The following is a 24399-nucleotide window of genomic DNA, read 5'->3' as shown; positions in this document are numbered from 1 at the left end:
TTCGCCCTTCGGTCAGTTCGTCGTAACGGAGGCGGCCGGTGCCGCTCCGCTGCCATCATCCATGTCGGTCGCGCTCAAGTCCCCTTGAGGGGTTTCCCGGCTGCCGGTTTCCATGGCGATGTCTTCGCCCGAAACCTTACCCTGGAAATGCAGTAGGCGCTGGAGCTGCGATGCGACTCGCGTCGCTGCCCCGCGATCATTCAGCGCCAAGTGTACGACGTTGTCGCGGCCCAATGCCACAGACAGCGCCTCCCGGTCCAGTGGCAAGCGCGTGCCCCTGAGACCCGATCCTTCTTCGTCGCGCCCGACCCGCCATGCCTGGTCGAGCTTGCGCGACCCGTCGACGCTGGCGTCGGCGGCATGGGCAAGCCATTCGACCCGGCCCTCACGCGCATTCTGCGCGATGCGGTCCGAGCCCATGAGCAGCCTGCCCGATTTGAGTTCCAGCCCCAGCCGGTCGGTCAGCGAACGCGTCAGCGCGTTTTCGATCCTGTCGGCGAGGTCTTCGGGAATGGATAGCGATGCGCCTTTATAGGCGCGCGCCAGCGCTCCCTTAAGTTTGCCCTTCGAGAGCGCGATTTCAAGAGCATCGCGAGAAACGCCGATCCACGCGCCGCGCCCGGGGGCACGCGCGTGGACGTCCGGGAGCACCAGGCCGTCCGGCGAAATCGCCAGACGGACGAATGCGTCCCGCGCAGCTTTCCCGCCGGAGAGGATACAGGTCCTCTCCGCCGCGTTGCCATCGATGTCGGAGCTTACGCGCTCATTGCGAGGAATCCGCATCGGCGGCCTCCTCAGCTTGCGGCTCTTCGTCGAACCAGTGCGCGCGCGCGGCCATGATGATTTCGTTGCCCTGTTCTTCGTTCAGGCCGTACTCGCCGAGCACGCCGCCCTTGTCTTCGTCGCGTGCGGCGCGGCGGTTCACCGTGCCGTCGCGGCGACGCTGCTCGGTGCGCTTCTTGGCGATCAGCTCGTCGGTGGCGAGGTCAGCCAGGTCGTCGAGCGTCTTGATGCCCGCCTTACCCAGCACGACCAGCATCGCTTCGGTGAGGTGCGGCAATTCCGCCAGCGCGTCCTCTACGCCAAGGCCACGGCGGGCCTCACGGCTCGCTTCCTCGCGGCGCTCAAGCGCTTCCTGCGCACGGCTCTGCAGTTCCTCGCCGAGTTCCTCGTCGAAGCCTTCGATCGCGGCCAGCTCGTTGATGTCGATATAGGCCACTTCCTCCAGCTCGCTGAAGCCTTCGGCCACCAGCAGCTGCGAAAGGGTCTCGTCGACGTCCAACTCTTCCTCGAACATCTTCGAGCGCTCGACGAATTCCTTCTGGCGCTTCTCCGAGGATTCCGCCTCGGTCATGATGTCGATCTGCGAGCCGGTCAGCTGCGAAGCCAGACGCACGTTCTGGCCGCGGCGGCCGATCGCCAGCGAAAGCTGGTCATCGGGCACGACGACTTCGATGCGGCTTTCTTCCTCGTCGATGACGACTCGGCTGACGGTCGCGGGCTGGAGCGCGTTGACGACGAAAGTCGCGGTGTCCTCGCTCCAGGGGATGATGTCGATCTTCTCGCCCTGCAGCTCCTGCACGACGGCCTGGACGCGGCTGCCCTTCATGCCGACGCAGGCGCCGACCGGGTCGATCGAGTGATCGTTGCTGATCACGCCGATCTTCGCGCGCGAGCCCGGATCGCGGGCGGCGGCCTTGATCTCGATCACGCCGTCGTAGATTTCGGGGACTTCCTGCGCGAAGAGCTTCTTCATGAAGTCCGGGTGAGCGCGGGAAAGGAAAATCTGCGGACCACGGTTCTGGCGCTCGACACGCATGACCAGCGCGCGCACGCGCTCGCCGACACGGGCCGCTTCGCGCGGGATCTGCTGGTCGCGGCGGATCACGCCCTCGGCGCGGCCGAGGTTGACGATCACGTGGCCGAATTCGACCGACTTGATGACGCCGGTGATGACTTCGCCGGCGCGGTCCTTGAACTCTTCGTACTGGCGGTCACGCTCGGCATCGCGGACCTTCTGGAAGATCACCTGCTTGGCGGACTGCGCATCGATGCGGCCGAGGTCCACCGGGGGCAGCGGGTCGACGATGAAGTCACCCAGGGCTGCGCCCTTCTGGAGCTTTTCGGCCTGCTTGAGGTCGACCTGCTTGAAGTAGTCCTCAACTTCCTCAACCACTTCGACGACGCGCCACAGGCGCAAGTCGCCGGTGCGCGGATCGAGCTTCGCGCGGATGTCGTTCTCGGCGCCGTAGCGGTTGCGGGCCGACTTCTGGATGGCTTCTTCCATCGCCTCGATGACGATCGACTTGTCGATCATCTTCTCCGACGCGACGGAATTCGCGATCGCGAGAAGCTCGGCGCGGTTGGCGGAAATCGCACTGGCCATGGCTTAGTCTTCCTGTTCCTCAAGAATTTCGTCAGCGCCGCTGGTATCCAGCGGGCGGGTTGCCGCGATCAGCTTGTCCGTAAGGATCAGCCGAGCCGATTGAATGTCGCTCAGCGGGAAGCTGACGGTGCCGGACTTCTTGTCGGCCACCGTCACGATCTCGCTGCCGGGTTCACCCTCGATGCCGACCAGATCACCGTTGAGGCCCTTGCGGTTGCCTTCGACGGGATTGATCAGGCTCACCTTGCACTCGTGACCGGCCCAGTTGGCGTAGTCCTTGGGGCGGGTGAGCGGGCGGTCGATACCCGGCGAGCTGACTTCGAGGCGGTAAGCCTCGGCGATCAGCACGTCGCCCGCTTCCTCAAGCGCGTCCATGCGGTCGGAGATGCGGTGCGAGAGCTTGACGCAGTCCTCGATGATGAGCTGCCCGGTGGCCGGGTTCTCAGCCATGATCTGCAGGGCGATCTCGTCGTCGCCGACCTCGCTCTTGCCGAAGACGCGCACACGCACGAGATCGAAGCCCAGGGCGTTGGCCTCCGGCTCGATCACTTCGGTAAGACGCGCGATATCGACCAAACGAAACTCCAAATTGCTTGCACTCGGCCCGCCTGAGCGGACCGGAAAATGCCAAGGCTGCCACAACGCGGTTTCGCGCCGGCCCCTACCGGCGCCAGCCCGATCGTTGTTTCACCAATGACGGGATGAGGCGCAGATAGGCGCGATTCTGAAAAAACGCAAGGGGCAGTTAGGGCATGCAAGCAAGTCGACGACCTCGACAGCCGTTCGCCGACCGATCCCCCTAATTGAAGGTCTTCGCCAAATCGACCGACTTGCAGGCACGGTCAGCTATCCAGCCGACATGGCGCATGAGGCCAACGGAAATGAACCAAATCAGGGAAAACATCATCGCCAGCATTGAACCCAAGGCAGCCAAGAACATGGGGGCATAGGACGCTGCCTGCAATATCATCAGGATACGAGGCAGCCCGCTCATGAAAACGACTGTCGAAAACAGGATGAACACGGGAGCAAAAAATCGCCAGAAGGCTTGCGGACCCATCGGCCGCGCAAATGCATAGCCCGTCAAACCGACCGCAGCGAGCGTATCGACGCCATAGCGCAGAGCATCAAAGGCCTTCGGATGTTTGAACAAGCCACCAAATTCCGACGGCAGGACGAGTATCAACACCAGAACAGCAAAGGCCCGCCAGCCTCGGGATCGTTTCAATATCATGGCAAGCATGGGTGACGCGAGCGAGTGAAAAAACAGCTAAATTCACGGGCCGATGCCTGAGATTTAATTTCACGGACCAGCAGCGCAACGAACTCAGCCCCGCCCTTGATGCAATCCATGCTTTTTCAGACAGTGCCTAAGTTGATCATACGTAAGCCCCAGTGCGCCAGCGACCTTGCGCTGGTTCCAGCGCAGGCGTTCGAGCGCATCCATCAGCAGGCCCCGCTCGTGCGCGTCCACCGCATCGCGTAGCGACGCTGGCTGGACTGGCGGCTCCGGCTCGGGAGCAGGCGGCGCCAACACTTCAACCGCCCCCTGCCCAACCACACCCTGCATCGCCCACGCGCTGACGAACGGATCGAACACCACCTCACCAACAGGGCCATTCTCGTCACCCCAACGGTAGACCGCGCGCTCTACCACGTTGCGCAGTTCGCGCACGTTGCCAGGCCAATCGTGCCCCTCCAGCGCCGCCATCGCCTCTGCCGAAAAGCCCGGCCAGCGGTCCCATTCCAGCTCGCTCGCCATGCGGCGGCCGTAGTAGTCGGCGAGTTCGTAGACGTCGCCTTCGCGGGCACGCAGCGGGGGTAGGGTGATGACCTCGAAGCTGAGGCGGTCGAGCAGGTCGGCGCGGAAGGTGCCTTCGCGGGCCATGCGCGGCAGGTTGGCGTTGGTGGCGGCGACGATGCGCACGTCCACCGTCATCGGCCGCGACGAGCCGATGCGCACGACTTCGCCGTACTCGATCGCGCGCAGCAGGCGCTCCTGCGCCGCCATCGACAGATTGCCCAGTTCGTCGAGAAACAGTGTGCCCCGGTCCGCCTCCTCGAAGCGCCCTGCCCGCGCGCGGGTGGCGCCGGTGAACGCCCCGGCCTCGTGCCCGAACAGTTCGGCCTCGATCAGGGTCTCGGGCAGCGCCGCGCAGTTGAGGGTGACGAGCGGTTCGCCCCAGCGGGGACTGAGGTGGTGCAGGCGCTGGGCGATCAGCTCCTTGCCGGTCCCGCGCTCACCGATGACGAGGACGGGGCGCCGCACAGCGGCGGCGCGGCTGGCCCGCTCCACCGCGTCGAGGAAGGCAGTGGACTGGCCGATGAATTGGGCTTCGCGCTCCATTCCCAATAATTAGCGAAATTTCCCATTCATTGGCAATTCATTTTCGTCGCAGCTCCGCGACATTCGGGAAAAAGCGCAGATTTATGCGGTCTGTGCAGTTTGGCACGGTCATTGCGATAGGTTTTGCAATGCCGGAGCAGACGCCTGGCAAGACAAATTCAGGTTCATGAGGAAACGCCGCCATGTCATCGCAAACCGCCAGCACCGCGCCCCAGCAGGTCCGTCCCGCGCCGGTGCGTTCGACTTTGGCCCGCACCCGGCTGGACTGGGCGATCATCGCCAGCCTCCTGGCGATGGGCGCGTTCAACCTCTACGTCATGGCCGACCAGTTCGGCACCAAGGCTTATGCCTCTCCGGTGAAGACCCATGCCTGCGGAGCCCCGCTCGCATGAGCAGGCTCGACGCGGAGATCGAAATTCTCCAGAATCCGCGCGAGGGCGGCGGCTCGAACCAAGCCCGCCGCTTCGACGCTTTCGAACATACCGGCGACCATGCCACTATGGGCCGCCGCCCGACTTTCATCCGAGGAACCACCGCCATGGGCATCTTCTCCCGCACCCGCGACATCGTCGCCGCCAACTTCAACGACCTGCTCGACAAGGCCGAAGATCCGGCGAAGATGATCCGTCTCATCATTCTGGAAATGGAGGAGACGCTGGTCGAGGTGCGCACCAGCAGCGCCCGCACGATCGCGGACCAGAAGGAACTTCGCCGCCACGTCGGCAAGCTCGACAAGCTGCAGGCAGACTGGGCCGACAAGGCGCAGCTCGCGCTGTCCAAGGACCGCGAGGACCTCGCCCGCGCCGCGCTGATGGAGCGCAAGAAGGCCGCCGACATGGCCGAGCAGCTGTCCGCCGAGACGCTGGTGCTCGACGATGCGCTGCGCGCTTACGAGCTGGACATCGAAAAGCTGCAGACCCGCCTGCGTGAAGCCCGCAGCCGCCAGTCCTCCATCGCGGCCCGCTTGCAGAGCGCCGAGAATCGCGTCAAACTGCGCACCTTGCTGTCGAGTGAGCGCGTGGACGAAGCCATGGCCCGGTTCGACCAGCTGGAACGCCGGGTGGACTATGCGGAAGGCCGCGCCGAGGCGATGAGCCTCTCCGACCATCGCCAGCCCAGCCTTGCCGAAGAAATCGCCGCGCTTGCCGATGGCGATACGATCGACGCCGAACTGGCCGAGATGAAGCGCGCCATGGGCCAGAACCAGAGCGCCGCCCATACTTCGGCCGACAAGACTTCGACCGAACAGTAACGCCGGCCTACAGGGAAAGGAAAAACCAGTGTCACGCGGACAGTTCTATCTCGACAAGTCGAATGCCAAGATCGCCGGCGTATGCTCGGGCATCGCCGATTACACCGGCGTGGACAGCCTGTGGGTGCGGCTGGGAGCCGTACTGCTTCTGCTGTTCGGGTTCCCGCTCGTCATTGCGGTCTATATCGTGGTCGCCCTGGTAGCCGAAAAGCGGCCGATGGGGCTTTACAGCGAAGAGGAAGAAATGCGCCTGCTGCGCCGCATGGAACGCCGCCGCGCCCGCAAGGGCCTGAATCTGAACGGTTCGGCGCCTTCCAGCCGCCTGCGCACCGACCTGTCCGACATGGACCGCCGGGTCGCCGATATGGAAGCGCACTATTCCAGCAGCAACTCGCGCCTCGCGGCCGAGATCGACAGCCTGCGCTAAGCGCCTTTTTCCGGGCAACAGGGGACTCATTCGATGGAAGACGCAATCTGGGTGCTGATACCGCTCGCTCCGTTCATCATGGGCGGCTTCGCGATCTGGACCAAGCACCAGCGCAAACTCGCCGAGTTGCAGATCGAGGCCACCGCCGAGAAGGCCGCGCAATACGCCTCGCACTCTCGCGAACTGGAAGAACGCGTGCGCGTGCTGGAACGGATCATCACCGACGGCGGTTACGACACCGCCCTGCAGATCGAGGCTTTGCGTGACCAGCGGGCGGTCGAAACCGGGCGCACATCGGGGCAGACCAAGCAATGAGCCCGGGCGACTTCATGGGCCTGTGCGCCGTCCTCACCGCCATGATCGTGATGTTCGCGATCCTTGCGGGCGCCTACAAGCGCCGCCTCGCCTTTCTCGAACGCAAGCTGGAGATAACCGTGGGCGCCACCGCCGAAAAGGCCGCGCAATATGCGGCGCATAACAGCGACATCGAAAATCGCGTGCGCGTGCTCGAAAGGATCATTACGGATGGCGGCAGCGGCCGTGACATCGCCTTTCAGATCGAGGCGCTGCGCGGCGAGAGCGGACTTGAGGTGACCACGCAATGAGTTTCTGGACTGCCGTTGTCGTGCTTTTCGCGATCGGGTGCGTCACCTGGCTCAAAGCGCAGCGCTATCAGGCGCTGGGCGACAAGCGAGGGCCCCGCGCCGAAGGCTACGACCATACCGCGCGCGAGCATGAACTGGAGCGCGAAGTCGAGGAAATGCGCAAGCGCATCATCGTCCTCGAACGCATCGCCACTGACGACAAGCGCGGCAACGACCTGGCGCGTGAAATCGAAAAGCTGCGCTAACGGGGGCCCCCCCGATCCCCGATCTTGACATTTATAACCATATAGGTTATATGCTGCGGCGTGACGGGTCGGGGGTGTGTAGCTGACACTCCATGCTCCCGAAGCGGTCGGCGTCCGGTGCGGACCGGACAAGCCGCAATTCATGGATGCGTGGATGAACTTGAGGGTGTGCCCTCAGGGAAGAGGGCAAGAGTGCGAACCCGCCCCCTCACCCCCATGCACCGCAGGGTCGAGCTGGAAGTCACACGAGGTCACGCCCCTTACCAGCCGTTCGCGATCAAAAGGCAGGGTCCAGCACTAGTCGCCTGATGCTGGCGACCAAACCCAGCGCCGGCCGCAGCCCGTCCGCTGAATTTCCCTGGCGTTATCCCGCGCTCGCCGGCGGGTGCAAAACCGTGCCTGACCGGCGTTACGGCACCCTTGCGTCCAGTTCCGCCAACCACACCGCCGCGCTCGCATCCGACGGGGCGCGCCAGTCTCCGCGCGGAGACAGCGCGCCGCCCGAGGATACCTTCGGTCCATTGGGAATCGCGGAACGCTTGAACTGGCTGAAGGCGAAAAAGCGGCGCAGGAATTTCTCCAGCCACGAGCGGATCGTCGCCAGATCGTATTCGTTCTTCTTGGCTTCCGGGAAACCGGCGGGCCACACGCCCACCCCGGCCTCGCGCCAGGCATGCCAGGCGAGGAAAGCCACCTTCGACGGCTTCTGCCCGAAGCGCATCACATGGTGCAGGAAGAAGTCGTTCAACTCGTAAGGCCCGATCTTCGCCTCGGTGCTCTGGATCGCGCCGTCCGCCCCGGCGGGGACGAGTTCGGGCGAGATTTCCGTGGCCAGGATCGCCAGCAGGATTTCCTCGGTCGAGGCGCTGAACCGGTCGCCGCGCGCGCACCAGCCGATCAGGTACTGGATCAGCGTCTTGGGCACGCCGGCGTTGACGGCGTAGTGGCTCATATGATCGCCGACGCCGTAAGTGCACCAGCCCAGCGCCAGTTCCGAAAGGTCGCCGGTGCCGACCACGAAGCCGGAATGCTGGCTGGCAAGGCGGAACAGGTAATCGGTGCGCAGGCCCGCCTGGACGTTCTCGAAGGTCACGTCGTAGACCGGCTTGCCGTCCGCGAAATCGTGGCCGATATCGTTCAGCATCGTTGTGGCGGCGGGGCGGATGTCGATTTCCTCCGCCGTGATGCCCACCGCGTTCATCAGCTTCCAGGCGTTGGACTTGGTGCCGTCGCTGGTGCCGAAACCGGGCATGGTATAGCCCCGGATCGTCGTTCGCGGCAGACCCAGCCGGTCGCAGGCGCGGGCAGCAACGATCAGCGCATGGGTCGAATCGAGCCCGCCCGAAATGCCGATCACCAACGATTTCGCGCCGGTCGATTCGATACGCCGCATGAGGCCATCGACCTGGATGTTGAACGCCTCGTAGCAGTCCGCATCCAGCTTGTCGGCGCGGTCCGGCACGAAAGGGAAGCGGCCGACGGGGCGTGTCAGCCCGATATCGCCGCCCGCCGGGGCATGGCGGAACGGGACGGTGCGGAAGGTTTCCTCCGGCAGCCCGGCAACTTCAGCGGCGTCATTGAACGTGGGTGCCCGCACCCGGTCCATGACGATGCGGTCGCAGTCGACATCGGCCACGCACAGCTGTGGATCGAGCGAGAACCGCTCCGATTCGGCCAGCAGGTCGCCCAGCTCGTAGATTACGCCCTGCCCGTCCCATGCCAGGTCGGTGGTGCTCTCGCCATGCCCGGCGGCGCAGTAGACGTAAGCCGCCATCGCGCGCGCCGATTGCGCGCGGCAGAGCATGTGGCGCTCGTCCGATTTGCCGATCACGATGTTGGAGGCCGACAGGTTGCACAGGATCGTCGCCCCGGCCATCGCGCCAAGCGACGACGGCGGCGTAGGCGCCCAGAAATCCTCGCAGATCTCGGCGAAGAAACGGAAGTTCGGCAGAACCTGGCTGGCGAAAACGAGGTCGACGCCGAACGGCACTTCCTGCCCGTTCACAGTGATGGTGCTGCCGCGAATCGCCTTGCCGCTGGCGAACCAGCGCTTTTCATAGAACTCGCGGTAATTGGGCAGGTACGATTTGGGCACCGCGCCCAGCAGCCGCCCTCCGGCGATGGCCAGCGCGCAGTTATACAGCCGCCCCTTGCGCATCAGCGCGGCGCCGACCAGCAGCACCGGCGAAAGCTCGGCGCTGGCCTTGACCACATCGGCGATGGCTGCCTCGACAGCCTCGATCATCGCGGACTGCAGGTGCAGGTCGTCGATCGCGTAGGAGGACAGGCACAGCTCCGGGAAGACCAGCAGGTCGACATGGGCATCGTGCGCCCGCCGCGCCTCGGCCAGCACCGCATCGCGGTTGAACGCAACGTCCGCCGTGCGCACGCGCGGGGTTGAGGTAGCGACGCGCACGAAGCCGTGCTCGTGCATCGCGTAAAAGGGGTGGCTGCGATCTGCGGTCATGGGCATTTCCCTGACAGGAACCCCCACCCCTTGCAACATCGCCTTACAATGTTCCCCTTGCCCTCGGAGCCGCCGGCCTTAAATGCCAAAGCCATGCGCAGCCTCGAAGATATCCGCGAAGAGTATGAATTCCTCGATGGCGACGAACGCTATCGCCTCCTCATCGAACTGGGGCGCGAACTGGACGATATGCCCGATGCCCTCAAGACCGACGCCACCAAGGTGCGCGGTTGCTCGGCCAGCGTCTGGGTCTATCCCGCCGCCCGCGAAGACGGCACCCTGCACTTTCTGGCAGACAGCAACGCCGGGATCACCAAGGGCATCGTCGCGCTGGTGATCGCCGCCGTGCAGGACCGCCCCGCCGCCGACGTGGCCGCGACCGACATTGCCGAGGCGCTCAGCCCCTTCGACCTGAAGAACCAGCTGTCCTCCAACCGTACCCAGGGCATACCCAATATGATCGCGCTGATCCGGGAGACCGCCGCGCGCTATGCATAAGGCCCGGCGCGCACTCTGGATTATCGGCGGGGTGATCCTGGTGGGGATCGGAACGCTCGGTATCTTCGTGCCCCTCCTGCCTACGACGATCTTCTATATCCTCGCCGCCGCGTGCTTTTCAAAAAGCCACCCGGAATGGGCGGAGCGGCTCTACCAACACCCCAAATACGGCCACCACCTGCGCGAATGGCGTGACCGCAAGGCCATAAGCCGCAAGGGCAAGATCGCCGCGATCCTCACGATGAGCCTGAGCGTGGTCGTGGTATGGTTCACCGCCGGGGGCTGGTGGACGCTGATCCCGGTGGCCGTGCTGGCGACGATCGGGATGTGGATCTGGACGCGGGCTGAGTAGTCCGTCTTAATCCACCGCCTCGCGCAGCACCGCGATGCCCTTGGCCCGCTGCTCGCGCAGTTCGCGCTTGAGCACTCCCGGATCGCGGGCAACCACGAAGCCGAAGCTGACCCCGCCTTCCTTGCCGATCGTCGCGTGGTGCAGCCTGTGCGCCTGGACCAGCCGCTTGGCGTAGCCGCGCTTGGGCACCCACCTGAAGTAACGCTGGTGCACCAGCCCGTCGTGAACCAGCGTATAGATGACACCGTAAATCAGGACGCCCAGCCCGATCCACGTCCCCGGCTCCCACGAAGCCGCGCCCATTACCAGCGGCGAGCCCAGCGCGAACATGCCGATGCTGATAGCCGCGCCGAACAGGGCGAACAGATCGTTCTTCTCCAGCAGGTTGCCGTGGGGTTCGTGATGGTCGCGGTGCCAGGCCCAGCCGAACCCATGCATGACATACTTGTGGCTCGACCATGCGACGAACTCCATCGCGGCGACGGAAGCAAGGACGGTCAGGATCACGGCGGCAAGGGACATGCCGCTCCTTATAGCAGCCTCGTCGGCGCTTGCGACACTCTCTTACAATCGCAGACTTTTTGCGACGGGTCATATCACTTGCGTTCAGCTTCGTGGTCCTAAACCTGAATGCATCGGAAGCGAGGTCATCCACCTCCTCCGCTTCAAGGTTTCAAGAAGGAGTGCCACTCATGCGCAAGTTCACCAAGCTCATCGCTCCCGCCCTCGTCGCCGTGCTCGGCATGTCGGCCATCGCGCCGACCATCGCCGAAGCCGCACCGCGTCACGAAGCGGCTCGCTATACTCCGAACCGCAACGCCAACATCCGCGCCGACATCTCCGGCCTGCGCGCCCACATCGACCGCGCCGCAGCACGCCGCACGATCTCGCAGCGCGAAGCGACCGGCCTGCGCCGCGATGCCGCCGAGGTCCAGCGCCTCTACACCAGCTACGCCCGCGGCGGACTGAGCGCCCAGGAGACCCGTACCCTCGGGAACCGGATCAACAAGGTCTACGGCGCCCTCCACATGGAGCGCCGCGACTACGACGGCCGCCGCGGCTGACGCCCCGCGCCGACACGTTCAGCCTCTAAACCATGAGCTGAACGTGTCGAATGCCCGGCATGCATCCGGCCCGGCAGCGGTTCATCCCAGTAACATACGCCGACCCCCGCAGAGGGGGAGGCACACCCCACACAGGAAATTCACCCATGCGCAAGCTGACCAAGATCATCGCCCCGGCCCTCGCCGCCCTGCTCGGCGTCGCCGCACTCACCCCCTCGATCGCCGAGGCCGCGCCGCGCCACTACGACCAGCGCGGTCACCATGACCAGCGCGCCCGTCACCACAAGCCGGTGCATCACGTCCGCCACGCACCGCCGCGCCATGTAAAGCACCGCGCGGTCCATCGCGCCCCGCAGCACCATGTCGCGCACCACCGCGCCTCGGTTCACGATCGACACCACCGCTGATCGAACCGGCCGCCCGCCGGATCGCAGACAACGAGAGGAACGCGCCCGACCGACAGGTCCGGGCGCGTTTCGCCAGCCGGATAGAGTGACACCCCAAGGCAACGATAAATCGCAAAAGTGCCGCACCTTGAACGAAAGTTTCGCGAAACCCGCCAAACGAATCGTCCTACCTCTTGAATTTCGAAGGGTCCGGGCTTAATCGCGCCTTATCATGACAAACACTCCGCGCACCCTCTACCAGAAGATCTGGGACGCCCACGTTGTCGACACACGCGACGACGGCACCTGCCTCATCTACATCGACCGGCACCTCGTTCACGAAGTGACGAGCCCGCAGGCTTTCGAAAGCCTTCGCGTTGCCGGCCGTCCGGTGCGCCGTCCCGATCTTACGCTCGCGGTTCCCGATCACAACCTGCCCACCACCGCGCGGCGCGATGCCAGCGGCGGGCGTGTGCCCATCGCCGATGCGCAGAGCGCGCAGCAGCTCGACATGCTGGAAAAGAACGCCCCCGCTTTCGGCATCCGTTACATCGGCGATGCCGACCGTGAGCAGGGCATCGTCCACGTCGTCGGGCCCGAGCAGGGCTTCTCGCTCCCCGGCGCAACCATCGTCTGCGGCGACAGCCACACCGCCAGCCACGGCGGGCTGGGTGCGCTGGCGTTTGGCATCGGCACCAGCGAGGTCGAGCATGTACTCGCCACGCAGACCCTCCTGCTCAAGCAGTCGAAGTCGATGGAAGTTCGCGTCGAAGGCAAGCTGGGCGCGGGCGTCACTCCCAAGGACGTCGTCCTGCACGTGATCGGTGTGATCGGCACCGCCGGCGGCACCGGCCACGTCATCGAATTCTGCGGCAACGTCTTCGAGGAAATGACCGTCGAGGGCCGCCTCACCGTGTGCAACATGGCGATCGAGGGCGGTGCCCGCGCCGGCCTCGTCGCGCCCGATGCGACCACCTTCGCCTATGTCGAGGGCCGCCCCTACGCGCCGACCGGCGCGGACTGGGACAAAGCGCTTGCCTGGTGGAAGAGCCTGGCGACCGACAAGGGCGCGACCTTCGACAAGTCGGTCCACATCCGCGCCGAGGATATCCAGCCCACCATAACCTGGGGCACCAGCCCCGAGGACACGTCGGCCATCGGCGGCGTTGTCCCTGCGCCCGAGGACTTCGCCGACGCCTCCAAGCGCGACGCGGTGAAGCACAGCCTGGAATACATGGGCCTTACGCCCGGCACCAAGCTGACCGAGGTGGAAGTGCAGAACGTCTTCATCGGCAGCTGCACCAACAGCCGCATCGAGGACATCCGCGCGGCGGCCGAAGTACTCAAGGGTCGCCATAAGGCGGCAGGCGTCAAGTGGGCGATCGTCGTCCCCGGCTCGGGCTTGGTCAAGGAGCAGGCCGAAGCGGAAGGTCTGGACAAGATCATCATCGACGCCGGCCTCGAATGGCGCGAACCGGGCTGCTCGGCCTGCCTCGCCATGAACCCGGACAAGGTTCCGGCGGGCGAGCGCTGCGCCTCGACCAGCAACCGCAATTTCACCGGCCGTCAGGGTCCGGGTGCACGCACCCACCTGATGAGCCCCGCGATGGCCGCAGCCGCTGCCGTCACCGGCAAGCTGACCGACGTGCGCGATCTCGCACCAGCGAACTGACAGGAAAGCCACCATGTCCGACAACAACGACAATTCGCTGGCCGGTCGCGCCGCCCTTGCCGCCGGCGCCGCCATCGGTTCGGCCGCGATCGCCGCGGCCCTCCTTTTCGTGAAGCGCCGGAACGACCGCAAGAAGGGTGATTCCAAACCCGGCGCCACCGGCACCGCGCCGCACTTCCCGAACGAAACGGACTGACATGAAGGCGATCAACCACGTCGCCGGCAAGGCGATTCCGTTCGGCCGCAAGAACGTCGACACCGACGTCATCATCCCCGCCCACTGGCTCAAGACCGTCACCCGTGACGGCCTGGGCCAGGGCGCGTTCGAGGCGGTGAAGAAGGAAGAAGGCAATGTCTTCACCGACCCCGTAAACGCGGGCGCCCCGATCCTGATCGCGGGCGACAACTTCGGCTGCGGCTCCAGCCGCGAACACGCCGCGTGGGCGCTGCTCGACATGGGCATCACCTGCGTGATCGCGCCGAGCTTCTCCGACATCTTTTCGGGGAATGCGTTCAAGAACGGCATCCTGACCGTGGCTCTCCCGCAGGCGGCGATCGACCGCCTGATGGAAGTGGCGCAGACCGATCCGATCGACATCGACCTCGACACGCAAAGCGTCACCACCCCGTTCCAGGACCGCTTCAGCTTCGAAATCGACGCTTTCCGCAAGCACTGCCTGCTGAACGGCCTCGACGAGGTGGGCCTGACGATGGCCCAGGGCGCCGCGATCTCGACCTACGAGGACAAGGCCCGCGAAAGCCTGCCTTTCCTTGCAAAGACCCTGGCCAGCGCCGCCTGACCACGCCAGTTCCTCCCCGTCGCATGGCGATGGGGAGGTGAACCGGCCGCAAAGCGAGTGGCGAGGGGCAGAAAACCGCCTCCCTCAGCGTCAGACGCCGCTACGCCGCCATTGCCTCGCAACGCGCAGGAATGGCACCCGGCCACGAATCGGGATTGAACCGGAACCCTCCCGGCCCTATCGGCTGATGCATATCCATCATTCGAGGTTGTCCGATGACCAGTTTCCAGGATCGCGAGCGCGCCGAAGAAGCAAAATTCGCGCACGACGCGGATACCGCGTTCCGCATCCAGGCCCGTCGCAACCGCCTTCTCGGCGAATGGGCGGCCGAGCGCATGAAGCTCTCGCCCGCCGAAACCGACGCCTATGCCAAGGCTGTCGTCCAGGCCGACTTCGAGGAAGCCGGTGACGAGGACGTGATCCGCAAGCTGCTGGGCGACATCACCGCCGCCGGGGTCGACACCAGCGAAGGCGAAATCCGCGCTGCGCTTGAGGCCAAGCAGGTCGAAGCCCGCCGCGCGTTTCTGGGCTAAGGAATTACACGATGGCAATGTCTTCCGAAGAAATCGAAACCCTCATCCGCGCCGCGCTGCCGGATGCGGATGTCACGATCACCGATCTTGCCGGCGACGGCGACCACTATTCCGCGCATGTCGTGTCCTCCGCCTTCGCCGGCAAGCCCCGCGTGGCCCAGCACAAACTGGTCTACGAAGCGCTTGGCGGACGCATGGGCGGCGTGCTCCATGCCTTGCAACTGACCACCGCCGTCCCCAACTGACGTCGCATACATACTAAGGGTTCCATTGAAATGTCCGACGTCAACGCCCGCATCGGCGAAATCGTAAACAGCAACGACATCGTCCTGTTCATGAAGGGAACGCCGCTGTTCCCGCAGTGCGGCTTCTCCAGCCGCGCGATCGCGATCCTCGAACACCTCGCAGTCCCTTACGAGACCGTGGATGTGCTGCAGGACATGGAAATCCGCCAGGGCATCAAGGGCTTTTCCGAGTGGCCGACGATCCCGCAGCTCTACATCAAGGGCGAATTCGTGGGCGGTAGCGACATCATGATGGAAATGTACGAGGCTGGCGAACTGCACCAGCTCATCACCGAATCCGGGATCGCCGCGCAGGGCTGAGCCCCTCGGCCCTCGGCCCTCGGCATAGCCGAATATTCAAAGGCCCGGGTGGAAACGCCCGGGCCTTTCGTGCGTCCGGGCCTGACCTGCGCGGGCAGCAGATCACGCGGCAAATCACAAGCCATCGTTGTTGCGGCGAGACGTTCCGGCGATTTGGGGAGGAGAACTTCTCGGGGAGGCGGGGCCGTGAGACTGATCGGCCCCGCCTCTATCGAGACTGCTTCTCGGGGTACGCTCATATAAGCACAAGGCGTGCCAGTTTCAATAATCGGCCGTAATTAGCCGTTTTCATACCACACCTCCACCTGACCTTACGGCGTTTTGTAAAGCATTCCGACACTAGTTCCCGCCGGGGCGAAGCAGTTTCCCCTTGCCCCCGGGCGCCGCGCGGCCGACATCCCTTGCATGTCCAGTGCTCCTTCCGACCAGCCGATAGCTGCCGACGGTCCCGCCGTTGTCCCCGCCGCAACCGTCGTGATCTTCCGTCACTCCGCCACCGGCAGCGCGCCGGACGTGCTAATGGTACAGCGCGCGAAGGAAATGCGCTTTGCCGGCGGGGCTGCCGTGTTCCCCGGCGGCCGCGTCGATCCGGCCGACCGTGAACTTGCCCGACGGCTACTACCGGACGAGGCCGAGGAAATCGCCGCCGCCCGCATTGCCGCCATCCGCGAGACGCTGGAGGAAACTGGCCTGATGATCGCCACCCGCCAGCCCGTGGGCGCGCAGGAAGCAGCACAGGCGCGCGCGCTGCTACTGGAAGACGGCCGCCTCGACACCGTGCTGGCGCGTTTCGGCTGGGAACTCGAGCCGGCCGCCCTCACCTTTTTCGCGCACTGGTGCCCCTTGTGGGACAAGGCCTTCGACACCCGCTTCTTCGTGATCGACCTTGGCACCGGCGCCGTCGACATCACTGTCGATGCCACCGAAAACACCCGCCTGTTCTGGACCAGCGCCGCAGAGGCGCTGGATATGGCCGACAACGGCGACATCTCGGTGATCTTCCCGACCCGTCGCAACCTGGAGCGCCTGGCTCAATACGCCAGCCACGCCGAGGCGCTGGCCGATATCGCCGCGCATCCGGTCGCCCGGATACACCCCGGCATCGAGGAACGCGAAGACGGCGAATGGCTCGTCATTGCGGAAGGCCACGGCTACCCCGTGCTTGGTCAGCTCAAAGCGACCGCGCGGCGAGGCTAAGCGGGCTTGCCCGTCCCGCTCAACCTGAGCGGGACGGGTTGCAGGCGTTTCACGCTACCGCCGACACCGGGGCTTGCGCTTTTGCGCCGCTCGCACCGTAGAGGCCCAGCACGATCGCAACGGCGAAGAAGGCGCTGATCGCCGCAATCGCGCCGTCGTAGCTGCCGGTCACCGAGAAGACCCGCGCCGATCCCACTACTGCAAAGGCGATGAACGGCAGGCCGACCAGCGTGACGAGGCCGAAGCCCCGGCTATAGCTGGCCTGCCCAAACGCGTCCGACAACCCGCGCCCCAGCGTCGGGATCGCGCCCGCACCGTGCATGCCGATCAGGCCGATGATCAACGCCGCCAGCCAGAACGGCGGGTGTTGCAACAGGAGCACCCAAAGCACCGCGCAGTCGAAGCCGATCAGCGCCAATGCACGTCCGCCGCCGATCCGGTCCGCGACCCAGCCGAACAGGATCGAACCGGCAATTCCCACCAGCGACATGATCGACTGCAACAGTGCCGCTTCGGGCCGGGTGAAGCCCCAGGACATGCCCATCGGCACGAGTAGCGAGCCGAGCAGCACCGAACTGGTCATGCTGGCCACCGCAGCCAGCGAAAGCGCCCAGAAGCGCGGACGCGCGAGGAGTTGCACCATGCTCAGCGAGCCATCGGCAGTGCGCTTCTCGCTGGGTTCGGGGGCGACGGTTTCGGCGTTGCCCGGCGGATGATCGACGGCAAGCAATACCAGCGGCAGCATCAGCACAGCGCAGATCAGGCCGATGACAAGGTAGATGGTCGAGGGCGAAGTTACCGACAGCGCGCGCTCCAGCGTCCATGGCACCACGGCGATGACTACCGGCAAGTGGACCATGCCCAGCGCCAGCCCCCGGTTGCGGTTGAACCAGCGGGTCACCAGCGTCGCCGGACCAATCGATCCGGCCAGGCTCATCGCCGGGCCGAATAACAACCCATAGGCGATGAGGTAGAGCGCGTAGCTCTGGGTAAAGGCCAGCGTCAGATACCCTGCCACCGTCAGCAGCGCACCGATCAGCATCAGCAAGCGTAGCGAAACTTTGGCGATCAGTACGCCCACGAAAGGCGCCAGCACCGAAGAGCCGACCAGCACCAGCGGAATACCCGCCGCCGCCTGCTCACCGCTAATGCCCAGGCGCTGCTCGGCCGAAGCCAGCATGAGCCCGAACGAGCCCATCACCGTTCCGATGACCATGTTATGCGATACGCCCGCGATAACGCCCATGCGGACGGCAAGCGGATGATTGGGGGCCTCGCTTGCGGGGCCTGAGGGTAGTGCCAAGCGCTCTCTCCCGATGCTTGTGCTGTGCCGGCAGTATGCGCCGGTCGTATCGCAGGGAGTGTGCGGGGCGCCTTCAGAGCTTGGCCAGAACTTTCACCGAATATGAACGAGAATTCGCGGGGGCGTCGTTGCACCTCGCCAACCGCCTGCTCACTTGTGGTCGGCACCCTTCGCGGAAAGCAATGCGTTCCAGCGGGCATCCAGCTTTGCCTGGCCGCTGGCGCGCTTCACCCGCGATACCAGCGAGACACCGCGAAGGGTGACGCTGTGCCCGCCAAGCCAACGGCCCGAAATGCTGTAGCCGACATCGTAGAGCGCAACATCCTCATGCGGCTCGCCACCGACCAGAAAACGGGTGATGATGAGCACGGGCAGCCGTTCGTCGCCGCGGCTGTCGTCGGGCAACCGGGCCGTATCGCGGGCCTTCTTGAGCGCACGTTCGAACCATGCCGCCTCTATCCGAGGCTCTCCGGTGGTGTGCGCGGGAGGCACTTCCAGCGCGCTGGGGAAGGATACCTCCTGGCTCTGCACGGACTGTTCGGCCGCGGAAGGCCTCAGGATCAACTCCCGGTCACCGGAGCCCGTCGCCATCAACACCAGAGTCGCCGCACGGGTGGAGGCCTGCTGCGCTTCGGCCGTCTTCACCGCTTCGCTGTCGCTTCTCTGGCTCCAGTTGTTCCACAGGGTCAGGCCGGAAATCACGACGGCAATCACCGCCAGCGCTTCGCCCAGCGTGACCCAGCGGCGCCGGATCGCCGCAGCCTCGGCAGCGCGGACATCGGCTTTCGCCTCGGCACGGGCCTGAGCGCTGGTTTCGGATTGGGGGGGACTATCGTTCACGGGGCGTGTTCCATCACCTGCGGCTTGGGCCGTCAAGGATTAGAACGGGTTGACGTGAAGTTGAAGCGTCGTCGCACGCCAAGCCGCACCGCCGGGGCCGTCAGGCCTGCTGCGGAACCGCATGCGCCGAGGCGAGATGGTCCAGCACCGGACCGTAGATCGGGCGGTCGAATTCGACGCCGGCAAGGTCGGCGCTGACCCAGCGCACCACGCCGGGCATTCCCTCCAGCCCCTTCGGACGGATGATCAGGCGGGAGCCGACCCGGAAATAGAGGCCGCGCATGCGCAGGCAGCAGCCTTCGGTGGAGATGTCGGAAATCTCGCCATCATCGCGCAGGCCGCTTTGGGTGCGGCACTGGACGGCCAGAGCGACGGAGCGTCGCTGCGAACGTCGAGGAAGGATGCGGCGAGTCATAAAGCGACGTCTAGACCGATTCGGTTTAACATCGCTTAATCGCGCCGCACATTCCTCAGTTCAGGCTGCCGCAGGCTTGCGCGCAAAGATGCCGAAGCCTGCAATCACCGCATAGCAAAGCGCCGGCAAGACGAGCGCGATACCCAGGTTCCCGCCGGTTGCGTCGGCCAGCGCGCCGGTCGCCAGCGGCACGATCGCACCGCCGCAGATCGCCACGTTGATGATGCCCGAGCCATCCGCAGCGCGCGTGCCCAGCTTCTCGCAGGCAAGGCTGAAGATCGTCGGGAACATGATCGAGTTCATCAGGCCCACAGCCAGCAATGCATAGCCCGAAACATGCCCGGTGGTGGTCACCGAAACCGCGATCAGCGCGATCGCCGCGCAAGTATTGAACACCAGCACCAGGCCCGGGTTCAGCACCCGCAGGACTGCCGAACCGATGAACCGGCCGATCATCGCGCCGCCCCAGTACACACCGATCAGCTTTCCGGCAGACTGCTCGGGCAGCGCCATGACATGGTCCTGCATGAGATAGCTGACGACCAGCGAACCGATCGAGACTTCCGCCCCGACGTAAAGGAAGATGCAAAGCGCGCCGTACCCGAAGCGCGCGCGCTTCAGGAGGTCAAGCCCGGCGAATCCGGCGCCGCTGCCTGCACTGTTTTCATGCTGCTCGCGCGGGAGGCGGTTGCGGAACATCCACACCGCCGCCGCGACGAGCGCGAGGGCGACCGCGATACCGAGGTAGCCGTGCACGATGGCCTGGCTCTCGGCGCTGCGATAGGCATCGAGCGCGGGGCCTGCCAGTTCCTTGGCCGAAACCGTGGCGAGGCTGCCCAGGATCAGCACCGAACCGGCGATCGGGAAGATGGTGGTGCCCAGCGAGTTGAAGGCCTGCGCGAAAGTAAGGCGCGAGCTGGTCGTCTCGGGCTTGCCCAGCAGGCTGATCAGCGGGTTGGCAACGACCTGCACGATCACCACGCCCGCCGCCAACACGAAATAGGCAGCCAGGAACAGCCAGTAAGTCGCCGTCTCCGACGCCGGGATGAAAGCCAGGCAGCCCAGGATCATGATGCCCAGGCCGACAGCCGCGCCGCGCATGTAGCCGACCTTGCGCACCAGCATCGCGCCGGGAATGCCGATCACGGCATAGGCGGTGAAGAAGCAGAACTGCACCAGCATCGCCTCGGTGTAGCTCAGCGTGAACAGCTCCTTGAGCTTGGGAATGATCACGTCGTTGAGGCTTGTGATGCCACCGAAGATAAAGAACAGCGCCATCACGAAGTACCGCAGCTCCGGCGCGTCCACATAGCCGCCGGGGACTTCGTCGCCAAATTCCGACGGGGCTTTGCTACCGGTATCCATCATCACGGCCATTGCCGTTTTCTCCCGAAAGGCCGAACCTGCAGAAACGGCATGGCAAGACCCGCGTCTTTGCGCACTTTTGCTGCGCAGAGCAAGCGATTGCAGCCCCGAAAGTTCGCGCCGAAGCACCAAGGCGACCTTTCCGGCAAACCTTGCGACATCTGTGCAGAAACCAAGGAGTTTTAATGCAATGCAGCAAAGTGCATTGCACTCGCGCGCCAAGTCCAGCAAATGGGCACCAGCGCAGGCCTGCTCGATAGCGGCGGCTTGTGCACCAGACATCGCAAAGGAATACCTATGAAGAAGATTGCTCTCGCCGCGCTTGCCACTGCTGCTGCTCTGGCTCTCTCGGCTTGCAACGGCACCCCGGCTCCCACGGCAACCGAAACCGCCACCGGCGCTTCGGACGACGTAGTGGTTGGCGATGCCACCGACGCGCCGACCGAGGCTGCTTCGGAAGCAATGTAATCTTCGTCGGGACCCGGTCCGCGCCCAAGGCCGGACCGGGTCCTGCGACTTTCGGCGCCTATGCGCCGAATTGCGGGACAAAACGCCCCGCCGTTCGAAGCAAATTCGAACCACCCCAAAAAACGCTTCCCAGGTATTGAGCTGACTGCGAACCTGACAGGGTTCGCAAGGCCGAACGCCCTCCGCGCTCACCCAGGGATAGCGCAGCGGACGAATATCCGCGCCGGCGCTTGATGCTGCAAAAAGTGGCAAGCCTGTTCGAACACAGTTCGAACCATCGTTTAGCCCAGACCCGGCATTCCCACAGAAAATTGGCGCGCCCGACAGGGTTCGAACCTGTGACCCCAAGCTTAGAAGGCTCGTGCTCTATCCAGCTGAGCTACGGGCGCGCGCGAGTTCCCCATAGCGCGGAAGCGCGGCTTGGCAAACCGGGACACTGACCCAAACTTGTGCTTTGCGCCGCCGAAAAGGCAGGTTACGCACAGGCCATGAACGCCAGCCCGGACGAACTTCGCACCCCTTCGCCCCACCTCTCCCGAATCGACGGCAGTGCAGGAGCCCGGCGGCACTTTCGCTATTTCGACTATGTGATGGTCGCCTTCGTGGCGATCCTGCTGCTTTCCAACCTGATCGGCGCGTCCAAACTGGCTTCGCTGGGCGGCGTGACCTTCGGCGCGGGCATCCTGTTCTTCCCCGTCAGCTACGTCATCGGCGATGTGCTGACCGAAGTATACGGTTACGCCAACGCGCGTCGCTGCGTATGGGCGGGCTTCTTCGCACTGGTGTTCATGGCTTTCATGAGCTTCTTCGTCGTCGCCATGCCGCCCGCCGATGGCTGGGACGGACAATCCGCCTATGAGGCAGTGTTCGGCTCCACCTGGCGCATCGTGCTCGCCTCGGTTACCGCGTTCTGGGCGGGTGAGTTTGTCAATTCCTTCGTCCTCGCCAAGATGAAGCTGATGACCGGCGGCAAGCACTTGTGGACCCGCACCATCGGTTCGACCGTGTTCGGCCAGGCGATCGACAGCGCGCTGTTCTACCCCATCGCCTTCCTGGGCACCTGGACCACCACGCAGGTTATGACCGTCATGGTCACCAACTGGACGATGAAGGTCGCCTGGGAAGCGGTGCTGACGCCGGTGACATATGCCGCCGTTGGCTGGCTCAAGTCGCGCGAAGGCGTCGAGGTGTTCGACGAGAACGTGGATTTCTCGCCTTTCGCCAAGACCCGGTCGGTTTGATCCTTCGCCGCTCGCATTGATGGTGAAGTGCGGCTAGTCAGCCACGCGATGAGCCTCGACCGCATTCTCCTGTCCCGTTTCCGCAACCACCGCGAGACCGCGGTGGAAGGCACGGCGCAGTTCAACCTGCTGGTGGGTGAGAACGGCGCGGGCAAGACCAACGTGCTGGAAGCGATCAGCCTGCTGGCGCCCGGCCGGGGCCTGCGCCGTGCGCAATTGGCCGACATGCCGGGACAGGCGGGCGACGGCGGCTTCGCGGTGAGCGCCGAATTGGCTGCAGCGGGCGGCGACCCCGTGCGGCTGGGCACCGGCATCGCGGCGGAGCGGCCCGGACGGCGGCTGGTACAGGTCAACGGCGCGCAAGGCTCGGCGCTGAGCCTGGCAGAGTGGCTGTCGATCGGCTGGCTGACTCCGGCGATGGACCGGCTTTTCGTAGAAGGTGCGGGCGCACGGCGGCGCTTCCTCGACCGGCTGGTGCTCGCCCTCGCCCCCGGCCATGCCGGAAATACCGTGCGGCTGGAAACGGCACTCCGCGAACGCAATCGCCTGCTTTCCGACGAGCGCGCGCCCGATCCGCGCTGGCTAGACGCCATCGAAGTGCAGATCGCCGAGGCCGGCGCGCTGGTCGCCGCCGCGCGCGCGGACCTCGTCGCCCGGCTGGACGAGGCGCTGGTCGCCCTACCCGAGGCGCCTTTTGCGCGCCCCGCGCTGGCCTATCAGCCCGGCGGCCCTCTGGATGCCGAAGCGCTGGCAGCGGCGCTGCGCGAAGGGCGCCCCCGCGAACGCGCGGCGCAGCGCACCCTCACCGGCCCGCACCGTGACGAACTGGGCGTGACCATGGCAGGCAAGGGCCAGCCGGCAGCCGATTGCTCCACCGGCGAGCAGAAGGCGATGCTCATCGCCATCGTCCTAGCGCATTCGCAGCTGCTGGAAGGCTATGGCGAGGCCCGCCCCCGCCTCCTGCTGCTGGACGAAGTGGCGGCCCATCTCGATCCGCTGCGCCGCGAGGCCTTGTTCGAACGCCTGCGCGCGGGCAGCGCGCAAGTCTGGCTGACCGGCACCGAAATCGCGCCGTTCGAAGCCATCGCCGAGGAAGCCGCCGTGTGGGAAGTCAGCGGCGGTGCGGTTCGGCGGGTGAGCTAAACTTCCCTCAAGTTCCCGCCTTCTTCGGCAGCGCATCCTTCACATCATCCACTGTCGCGGCGACAATTGCGTCGATACCGATCGCCGTGGGATGCACGTGGTCGCCCTGAAGGAGGTCCGGCTTGTCAATCACCGGCTGGAGGAAGAACGGCACCAGCACGGCGCCGTATTTCTCGGCCAGCTGCGGATAGATCGGGTTGAAGCCCTGCGCGTAGTCACGCCCCAGGTTCGGCGCCGCCAGCATCCCCAGCAGCACGATCGGGATCTTCTCCTCCTTCAGCCGCTTGAGGATCGCCTCCATGTTCGAGCGCGTCTGCGCCGGAGGAAGCGAACGCAACATGTCGTTGCCGCCCAGGCTGATGATGACCAGCTCCGGCTTCACCGGCTGGCTTTTCAGCGTGAAATCGAGACGCTGCAAGCCCGCTGCCGTGGTATCACCGGACACGCCGGCATTGGCGATCTTCGCATTCACGCCGCGCGCGCGCAGAGCCTGTTCCATGCGGTCTGGGTAGCTTTCGCCGTCTTCCAGACCGTAGCCCGCCAGCAGCGAATCGCCGAAAGCCAGGATCGAGCGCTCCGGCCCCATGACCGGAATCTGCGGCGGCGCATCCAATGCGCTCTCGCTGGCGGTCGGGGCAGGCGCCGGGGCCTTGTCGCAGGCCGTCAGGGCAAGGGTTGAAACGGCAAAGAGAGCAAGGGAAACGAAGCGCAAGGCAAACTCCTTTTGGGGCCCGACTTGTCGGACCGCATGGTGCTATCCCATATGGGGATCGTGACAAGCCCTGCCC

32 protein-coding genes and 1 tRNA gene are annotated in these 24399 nt (G+C 65.0%); 20 read left to right on the top strand and 13 right to left on the bottom strand.

Annotated features, from left to right (window positions below):
- Positions 1 to 12: 12 nt before the first annotated feature.
- The 5 genes from GVL61_RS20920 to pspF form a co-directional block, all read right to left on the bottom strand.
- Entirely contained in the window at positions 13 to 783 is a 771-nt protein-coding gene (locus GVL61_RS20920; RefSeq protein WP_043972033.1) for a DUF448 domain-containing protein, read from the bottom strand.
- On the bottom strand, positions 764 to 2386 hold the full coding sequence (gene nusA, locus GVL61_RS20915) for a transcription termination factor NusA (RefSeq protein ID WP_159982589.1): 1623 nt from the start codon (positions 2384 to 2386) through the stop codon (positions 764 to 766). Before nusA ends, GVL61_RS20920 begins: the two co-directional genes overlap by 20 nt.
- Before the next feature lie 3 nt (positions 2387 to 2389).
- Positions 2390 to 2962 carry a ribosome maturation protein RimP gene (gene rimP, locus GVL61_RS20910; protein ID WP_159982588.1) on the bottom strand — a complete coding sequence of 191 codons (573 nt, stop codon included), beginning with the start codon at positions 2960 to 2962 and terminating at the stop codon, positions 2390 to 2392.
- Positions 2963 to 3185: 223 nt separating this feature from the next.
- Positions 3186 to 3629, bottom strand: a complete 444-nt coding sequence (locus tag GVL61_RS20905) for a hypothetical protein (RefSeq protein ID WP_159982587.1) — start codon at positions 3627 to 3629, stop codon at positions 3186 to 3188.
- A gap of 84 nt (positions 3630 to 3713) precedes the next feature.
- Positions 3714 to 4733, bottom strand: coding sequence for a phage shock protein operon transcriptional activator (gene pspF / locus GVL61_RS20900; protein WP_159982586.1), 1020 nt, complete (start codon positions 4731 to 4733; stop codon positions 3714 to 3716).
- Positions 4734 to 4915: 182 nt separating this feature from the next.
- Here pspF and GVL61_RS20895 point away from each other — a divergent pair, with 182 nt between their 5' ends.
- The 6 genes from GVL61_RS20895 to GVL61_RS20870 are packed head-to-tail and all read left to right on the top strand — an operon-like array spanning position 4916 to position 7262.
- Positions 4916 to 5125, top strand: a complete 210-nt coding sequence (locus tag GVL61_RS20895) for a hypothetical protein (protein ID WP_159982585.1) — start codon at positions 4916 to 4918, stop codon at positions 5123 to 5125.
- A complete protein-coding gene (gene pspA / locus GVL61_RS20890) occupies positions 5122 to 5985 on the top strand; it encodes a phage shock protein PspA (protein ID WP_159982584.1) in 864 nt (287 codons plus the stop codon). Before GVL61_RS20895 ends, pspA begins: the two co-directional genes overlap by 4 nt.
- A gap of 28 nt (positions 5986 to 6013) precedes the next feature.
- Positions 6014 to 6412, top strand: coding sequence for a PspC domain-containing protein (locus tag GVL61_RS20885; RefSeq protein WP_159982583.1), 399 nt, complete (start codon positions 6014 to 6016; stop codon positions 6410 to 6412).
- Between the two features lie 33 nt (positions 6413 to 6445).
- Complete coding sequence (locus tag GVL61_RS20880; protein ID WP_159982582.1) at positions 6446 to 6727, top strand: hypothetical protein; 282 nt, start codon at positions 6446 to 6448, stop codon at positions 6725 to 6727.
- Positions 6724 to 7017, top strand: a complete 294-nt coding sequence (locus tag GVL61_RS20875; RefSeq protein ID WP_159982581.1) for a hypothetical protein — start codon at positions 6724 to 6726, stop codon at positions 7015 to 7017. Before GVL61_RS20880 ends, GVL61_RS20875 begins: the two co-directional genes overlap by 4 nt.
- The gene (locus GVL61_RS20870; RefSeq protein WP_159982580.1) at positions 7014 to 7262 is read left to right on the top strand and encodes a hypothetical protein; all 249 of its coding nucleotides are present in this window, start codon (positions 7014 to 7016) and stop codon (positions 7260 to 7262) included. The genes GVL61_RS20875 and GVL61_RS20870 overlap by 4 nt, the downstream gene beginning before the upstream one ends.
- Positions 7263 to 7671: 409 nt before the next feature.
- On the opposite strand, the gene GVL61_RS20865 is transcribed toward GVL61_RS20870, so the two are convergent.
- On the bottom strand, positions 7672 to 9729 hold the full coding sequence (locus tag GVL61_RS20865) for an NAD(+) synthase (protein WP_159982579.1): 2058 nt from the start codon (positions 9727 to 9729) through the stop codon (positions 7672 to 7674).
- Between the two features lie 93 nt (positions 9730 to 9822).
- Here GVL61_RS20865 and GVL61_RS20860 point away from each other — a divergent pair, with 93 nt between their 5' ends.
- Complete coding sequence (locus tag GVL61_RS20860) at positions 9823 to 10227, top strand: SufE family protein (protein ID WP_159982578.1); 405 nt, start codon at positions 9823 to 9825, stop codon at positions 10225 to 10227.
- Positions 10220 to 10579, top strand: coding sequence for a YbaN family protein (locus tag GVL61_RS20855; RefSeq protein WP_159982577.1), 360 nt, complete (start codon positions 10220 to 10222; stop codon positions 10577 to 10579). Before GVL61_RS20860 ends, GVL61_RS20855 begins: the two co-directional genes overlap by 8 nt.
- 6 nt (positions 10580 to 10585) lie before the next feature.
- Here GVL61_RS20855 and GVL61_RS20850 read toward each other — a convergent pair whose 3' ends face one another.
- Complete coding sequence (locus tag GVL61_RS20850; protein ID WP_159982576.1) at positions 10586 to 11101, bottom strand: sterol desaturase family protein; 516 nt, start codon at positions 11099 to 11101, stop codon at positions 10586 to 10588.
- A 170-nt stretch (positions 11102 to 11271) separates the two neighbouring features.
- Between GVL61_RS20850 and GVL61_RS20845 the strand changes: the two genes are divergently transcribed.
- The 9 genes from GVL61_RS20845 to GVL61_RS20805 all read left to right on the top strand — a co-directional run bounded on the left by GVL61_RS20845 (position 11272) and on the right by GVL61_RS20805 (position 16836).
- Entirely contained in the window at positions 11272 to 11643 is a 372-nt protein-coding gene (locus GVL61_RS20845) for a hypothetical protein (RefSeq protein ID WP_159982575.1), read from the top strand.
- A 146-nt stretch (positions 11644 to 11789) separates the two neighbouring features.
- Positions 11790 to 12050 (top strand): hypothetical protein, encoded by a 261-nt coding sequence (locus GVL61_RS20840; protein ID WP_159982574.1) that lies wholly within the window; start codon positions 11790 to 11792, stop codon positions 12048 to 12050.
- Positions 12051 to 12261: 211 nt separating this feature from the next.
- The gene (leuC, locus tag GVL61_RS20835) at positions 12262 to 13701 is read left to right on the top strand and encodes a 3-isopropylmalate dehydratase large subunit (RefSeq protein ID WP_159982573.1); all 1440 of its coding nucleotides are present in this window, start codon (positions 12262 to 12264) and stop codon (positions 13699 to 13701) included.
- A 13-nt stretch (positions 13702 to 13714) separates the two neighbouring features.
- The gene (locus GVL61_RS20830; RefSeq protein WP_159982572.1) at positions 13715 to 13897 is read left to right on the top strand and encodes a hypothetical protein; all 183 of its coding nucleotides are present in this window, start codon (positions 13715 to 13717) and stop codon (positions 13895 to 13897) included.
- Between the two features lies 1 nt (position 13898).
- The gene (gene leuD / locus GVL61_RS20825; protein WP_159982571.1) at positions 13899 to 14501 is read left to right on the top strand and encodes a 3-isopropylmalate dehydratase small subunit; all 603 of its coding nucleotides are present in this window, start codon (positions 13899 to 13901) and stop codon (positions 14499 to 14501) included.
- Positions 14502 to 14716: 215 nt separating this feature from the next.
- The gene (locus GVL61_RS20820) at positions 14717 to 15034 is read left to right on the top strand and encodes a DUF1476 domain-containing protein (protein ID WP_043972070.1); all 318 of its coding nucleotides are present in this window, start codon (positions 14717 to 14719) and stop codon (positions 15032 to 15034) included.
- Between the two features lie 11 nt (positions 15035 to 15045).
- A complete protein-coding gene (locus tag GVL61_RS20815) occupies positions 15046 to 15279 on the top strand; it encodes a BolA family protein (protein ID WP_159982570.1) in 234 nt (77 codons plus the stop codon).
- Positions 15280 to 15309: 30 nt separating this feature from the next.
- Positions 15310 to 15639 (top strand): Grx4 family monothiol glutaredoxin, encoded by a 330-nt coding sequence (gene grxD, locus GVL61_RS20810; protein WP_059152438.1) that lies wholly within the window; start codon positions 15310 to 15312, stop codon positions 15637 to 15639.
- A gap of 405 nt (positions 15640 to 16044) precedes the next feature.
- Entirely contained in the window at positions 16045 to 16836 is a 792-nt protein-coding gene (locus GVL61_RS20805) for an NUDIX domain-containing protein (RefSeq protein WP_159982569.1), read from the top strand.
- Positions 16837 to 16885: 49 nt separating this feature from the next.
- Here GVL61_RS20805 and GVL61_RS20800 read toward each other — a convergent pair whose 3' ends face one another.
- The 4 genes from GVL61_RS20800 to GVL61_RS20785 form a co-directional block, all read right to left on the bottom strand.
- Complete coding sequence (locus GVL61_RS20800) at positions 16886 to 18139, bottom strand: MFS transporter (RefSeq protein WP_159982568.1); 1254 nt, start codon at positions 18137 to 18139, stop codon at positions 16886 to 16888.
- Between the two features lie 150 nt (positions 18140 to 18289).
- Positions 18290 to 18979 carry a hypothetical protein gene (locus GVL61_RS20795; protein WP_200844900.1) on the bottom strand — a complete coding sequence of 230 codons (690 nt, stop codon included), beginning with the start codon at positions 18977 to 18979 and terminating at the stop codon, positions 18290 to 18292.
- Positions 18980 to 19079: 100 nt separating this feature from the next.
- Positions 19080 to 19394 (bottom strand): PilZ domain-containing protein, encoded by a 315-nt coding sequence (locus GVL61_RS20790; RefSeq protein ID WP_159982567.1) that lies wholly within the window; start codon positions 19392 to 19394, stop codon positions 19080 to 19082.
- Between the two features lie 60 nt (positions 19395 to 19454).
- Positions 19455 to 20762 carry a sugar MFS transporter gene (locus GVL61_RS20785; RefSeq protein ID WP_235037822.1) on the bottom strand — a complete coding sequence of 436 codons (1308 nt, stop codon included), beginning with the start codon at positions 20760 to 20762 and terminating at the stop codon, positions 19455 to 19457.
- A 294-nt stretch (positions 20763 to 21056) separates the two neighbouring features.
- Here GVL61_RS20785 and GVL61_RS24840 point away from each other — a divergent pair, with 294 nt between their 5' ends.
- Positions 21057 to 21227, top strand: a complete 171-nt coding sequence (locus GVL61_RS24840; RefSeq protein WP_200844901.1) for a hypothetical protein — start codon at positions 21057 to 21059, stop codon at positions 21225 to 21227.
- Between the two features lie 312 nt (positions 21228 to 21539).
- Here GVL61_RS24840 and GVL61_RS20780 read toward each other — a convergent pair.
- Positions 21540 to 21616, bottom strand: a tRNA-Arg gene (locus GVL61_RS20780).
- Positions 21617 to 21715: 99 nt separating this feature from the next.
- On the opposite strand from GVL61_RS20780, the gene GVL61_RS20775 reads away from it, so the two are divergent.
- Positions 21716 to 22468, top strand: a complete 753-nt coding sequence (locus tag GVL61_RS20775) for a queuosine precursor transporter (protein WP_159982566.1) — start codon at positions 21716 to 21718, stop codon at positions 22466 to 22468.
- A 48-nt stretch (positions 22469 to 22516) separates the two neighbouring features.
- Entirely contained in the window at positions 22517 to 23611 is a 1095-nt protein-coding gene (gene recF, locus GVL61_RS20770) for a DNA replication/repair protein RecF (RefSeq protein ID WP_159982607.1), read from the top strand.
- A gap of 7 nt (positions 23612 to 23618) precedes the next feature.
- Here the strand turns inward: recF and GVL61_RS20765 are convergent, their stop codons facing one another.
- On the bottom strand, positions 23619 to 24323 hold the full coding sequence (locus GVL61_RS20765; RefSeq protein ID WP_159982565.1) for an arylesterase: 705 nt from the start codon (positions 24321 to 24323) through the stop codon (positions 23619 to 23621).
- Positions 24324 to 24399: the final 76 nt, after the last annotated feature.

The sequence above is a fragment of the Novosphingobium sp. 18050 genome, assembly GCF_902706195.1.
Lineage (GTDB): Bacteria > Pseudomonadota > Alphaproteobacteria > Sphingomonadales > Sphingomonadaceae > Novosphingobium.
Note: the sequence above shows the minus strand (reverse complement) of the source record. Positions and strands in the feature narration are given on the sequence as shown.

Coding starts and splice junctions, on each gene's coding strand:
- GVL61_RS20920 (WP_043972033.1), bottom strand. CDS start 783: ATGCGGATTCCTCGCAATGAGCGCGTAAGCTCCGACATCGATGGCAAC.
- nusA (WP_159982589.1), bottom strand. CDS start 2,386: ATGGCCAGTGCGATTTCCGCCAACCGCGCCGAGCTTCTCGCGATCGCG.
- GVL61_RS20905 (WP_159982587.1), bottom strand. CDS start 3,629: ATGCTTGCCATGATATTGAAACGATCCCGAGGCTGGCGGGCCTTTGCT.
- pspF (WP_159982586.1), bottom strand. CDS start 4,733: ATGGAGCGCGAAGCCCAATTCATCGGCCAGTCCACTGCCTTCCTCGAC.
- GVL61_RS20895 (WP_159982585.1), top strand. CDS start 4,916: ATGTCATCGCAAACCGCCAGCACCGCGCCCCAGCAGGTCCGTCCCGCG.
- pspA (WP_159982584.1), top strand. CDS start 5,122: ATGAGCAGGCTCGACGCGGAGATCGAAATTCTCCAGAATCCGCGCGAG.
- GVL61_RS20880 (WP_159982582.1), top strand. CDS start 6,446: ATGGAAGACGCAATCTGGGTGCTGATACCGCTCGCTCCGTTCATCATG.
- GVL61_RS20875 (WP_159982581.1), top strand. CDS start 6,724: ATGAGCCCGGGCGACTTCATGGGCCTGTGCGCCGTCCTCACCGCCATG.
- GVL61_RS20870 (WP_159982580.1), top strand. CDS start 7,014: ATGAGTTTCTGGACTGCCGTTGTCGTGCTTTTCGCGATCGGGTGCGTC.
- GVL61_RS20865 (WP_159982579.1), bottom strand. CDS start 9,729: ATGACCGCAGATCGCAGCCACCCCTTTTACGCGATGCACGAGCACGGC.
- GVL61_RS20860 (WP_159982578.1), top strand. CDS start 9,823: ATGCGCAGCCTCGAAGATATCCGCGAAGAGTATGAATTCCTCGATGGC.
- GVL61_RS20855 (WP_159982577.1), top strand. CDS start 10,220: ATGCATAAGGCCCGGCGCGCACTCTGGATTATCGGCGGGGTGATCCTG.
- GVL61_RS20850 (WP_159982576.1), bottom strand. CDS start 11,101: ATGTCCCTTGCCGCCGTGATCCTGACCGTCCTTGCTTCCGTCGCCGCG.
- GVL61_RS20845 (WP_159982575.1), top strand. CDS start 11,272: ATGCGCAAGTTCACCAAGCTCATCGCTCCCGCCCTCGTCGCCGTGCTC.
- GVL61_RS20840 (WP_159982574.1), top strand. CDS start 11,790: ATGCGCAAGCTGACCAAGATCATCGCCCCGGCCCTCGCCGCCCTGCTC.
- leuC (WP_159982573.1), top strand. CDS start 12,262: ATGACAAACACTCCGCGCACCCTCTACCAGAAGATCTGGGACGCCCAC.
- GVL61_RS20830 (WP_159982572.1), top strand. CDS start 13,715: ATGTCCGACAACAACGACAATTCGCTGGCCGGTCGCGCCGCCCTTGCC.
- leuD (WP_159982571.1), top strand. CDS start 13,899: ATGAAGGCGATCAACCACGTCGCCGGCAAGGCGATTCCGTTCGGCCGC.
- GVL61_RS20820 (WP_043972070.1), top strand. CDS start 14,717: ATGACCAGTTTCCAGGATCGCGAGCGCGCCGAAGAAGCAAAATTCGCG.
- GVL61_RS20815 (WP_159982570.1), top strand. CDS start 15,046: ATGGCAATGTCTTCCGAAGAAATCGAAACCCTCATCCGCGCCGCGCTG.
- grxD (WP_059152438.1), top strand. CDS start 15,310: ATGTCCGACGTCAACGCCCGCATCGGCGAAATCGTAAACAGCAACGAC.
- GVL61_RS20805 (WP_159982569.1), top strand. CDS start 16,045: ATGTCCAGTGCTCCTTCCGACCAGCCGATAGCTGCCGACGGTCCCGCC.
- GVL61_RS20790 (WP_159982567.1), bottom strand. CDS start 19,394: ATGACTCGCCGCATCCTTCCTCGACGTTCGCAGCGACGCTCCGTCGCT.
- GVL61_RS20785 (WP_235037822.1), bottom strand. CDS start 20,762: ATGATGGATACCGGTAGCAAAGCCCCGTCGGAATTTGGCGACGAAGTC.
- GVL61_RS24840 (WP_200844901.1), top strand. CDS start 21,057: ATGAAGAAGATTGCTCTCGCCGCGCTTGCCACTGCTGCTGCTCTGGCT.
- GVL61_RS20775 (WP_159982566.1), top strand. CDS start 21,716: ATGAACGCCAGCCCGGACGAACTTCGCACCCCTTCGCCCCACCTCTCC.
- recF (WP_159982607.1), top strand. CDS start 22,517: ATGAGCCTCGACCGCATTCTCCTGTCCCGTTTCCGCAACCACCGCGAG.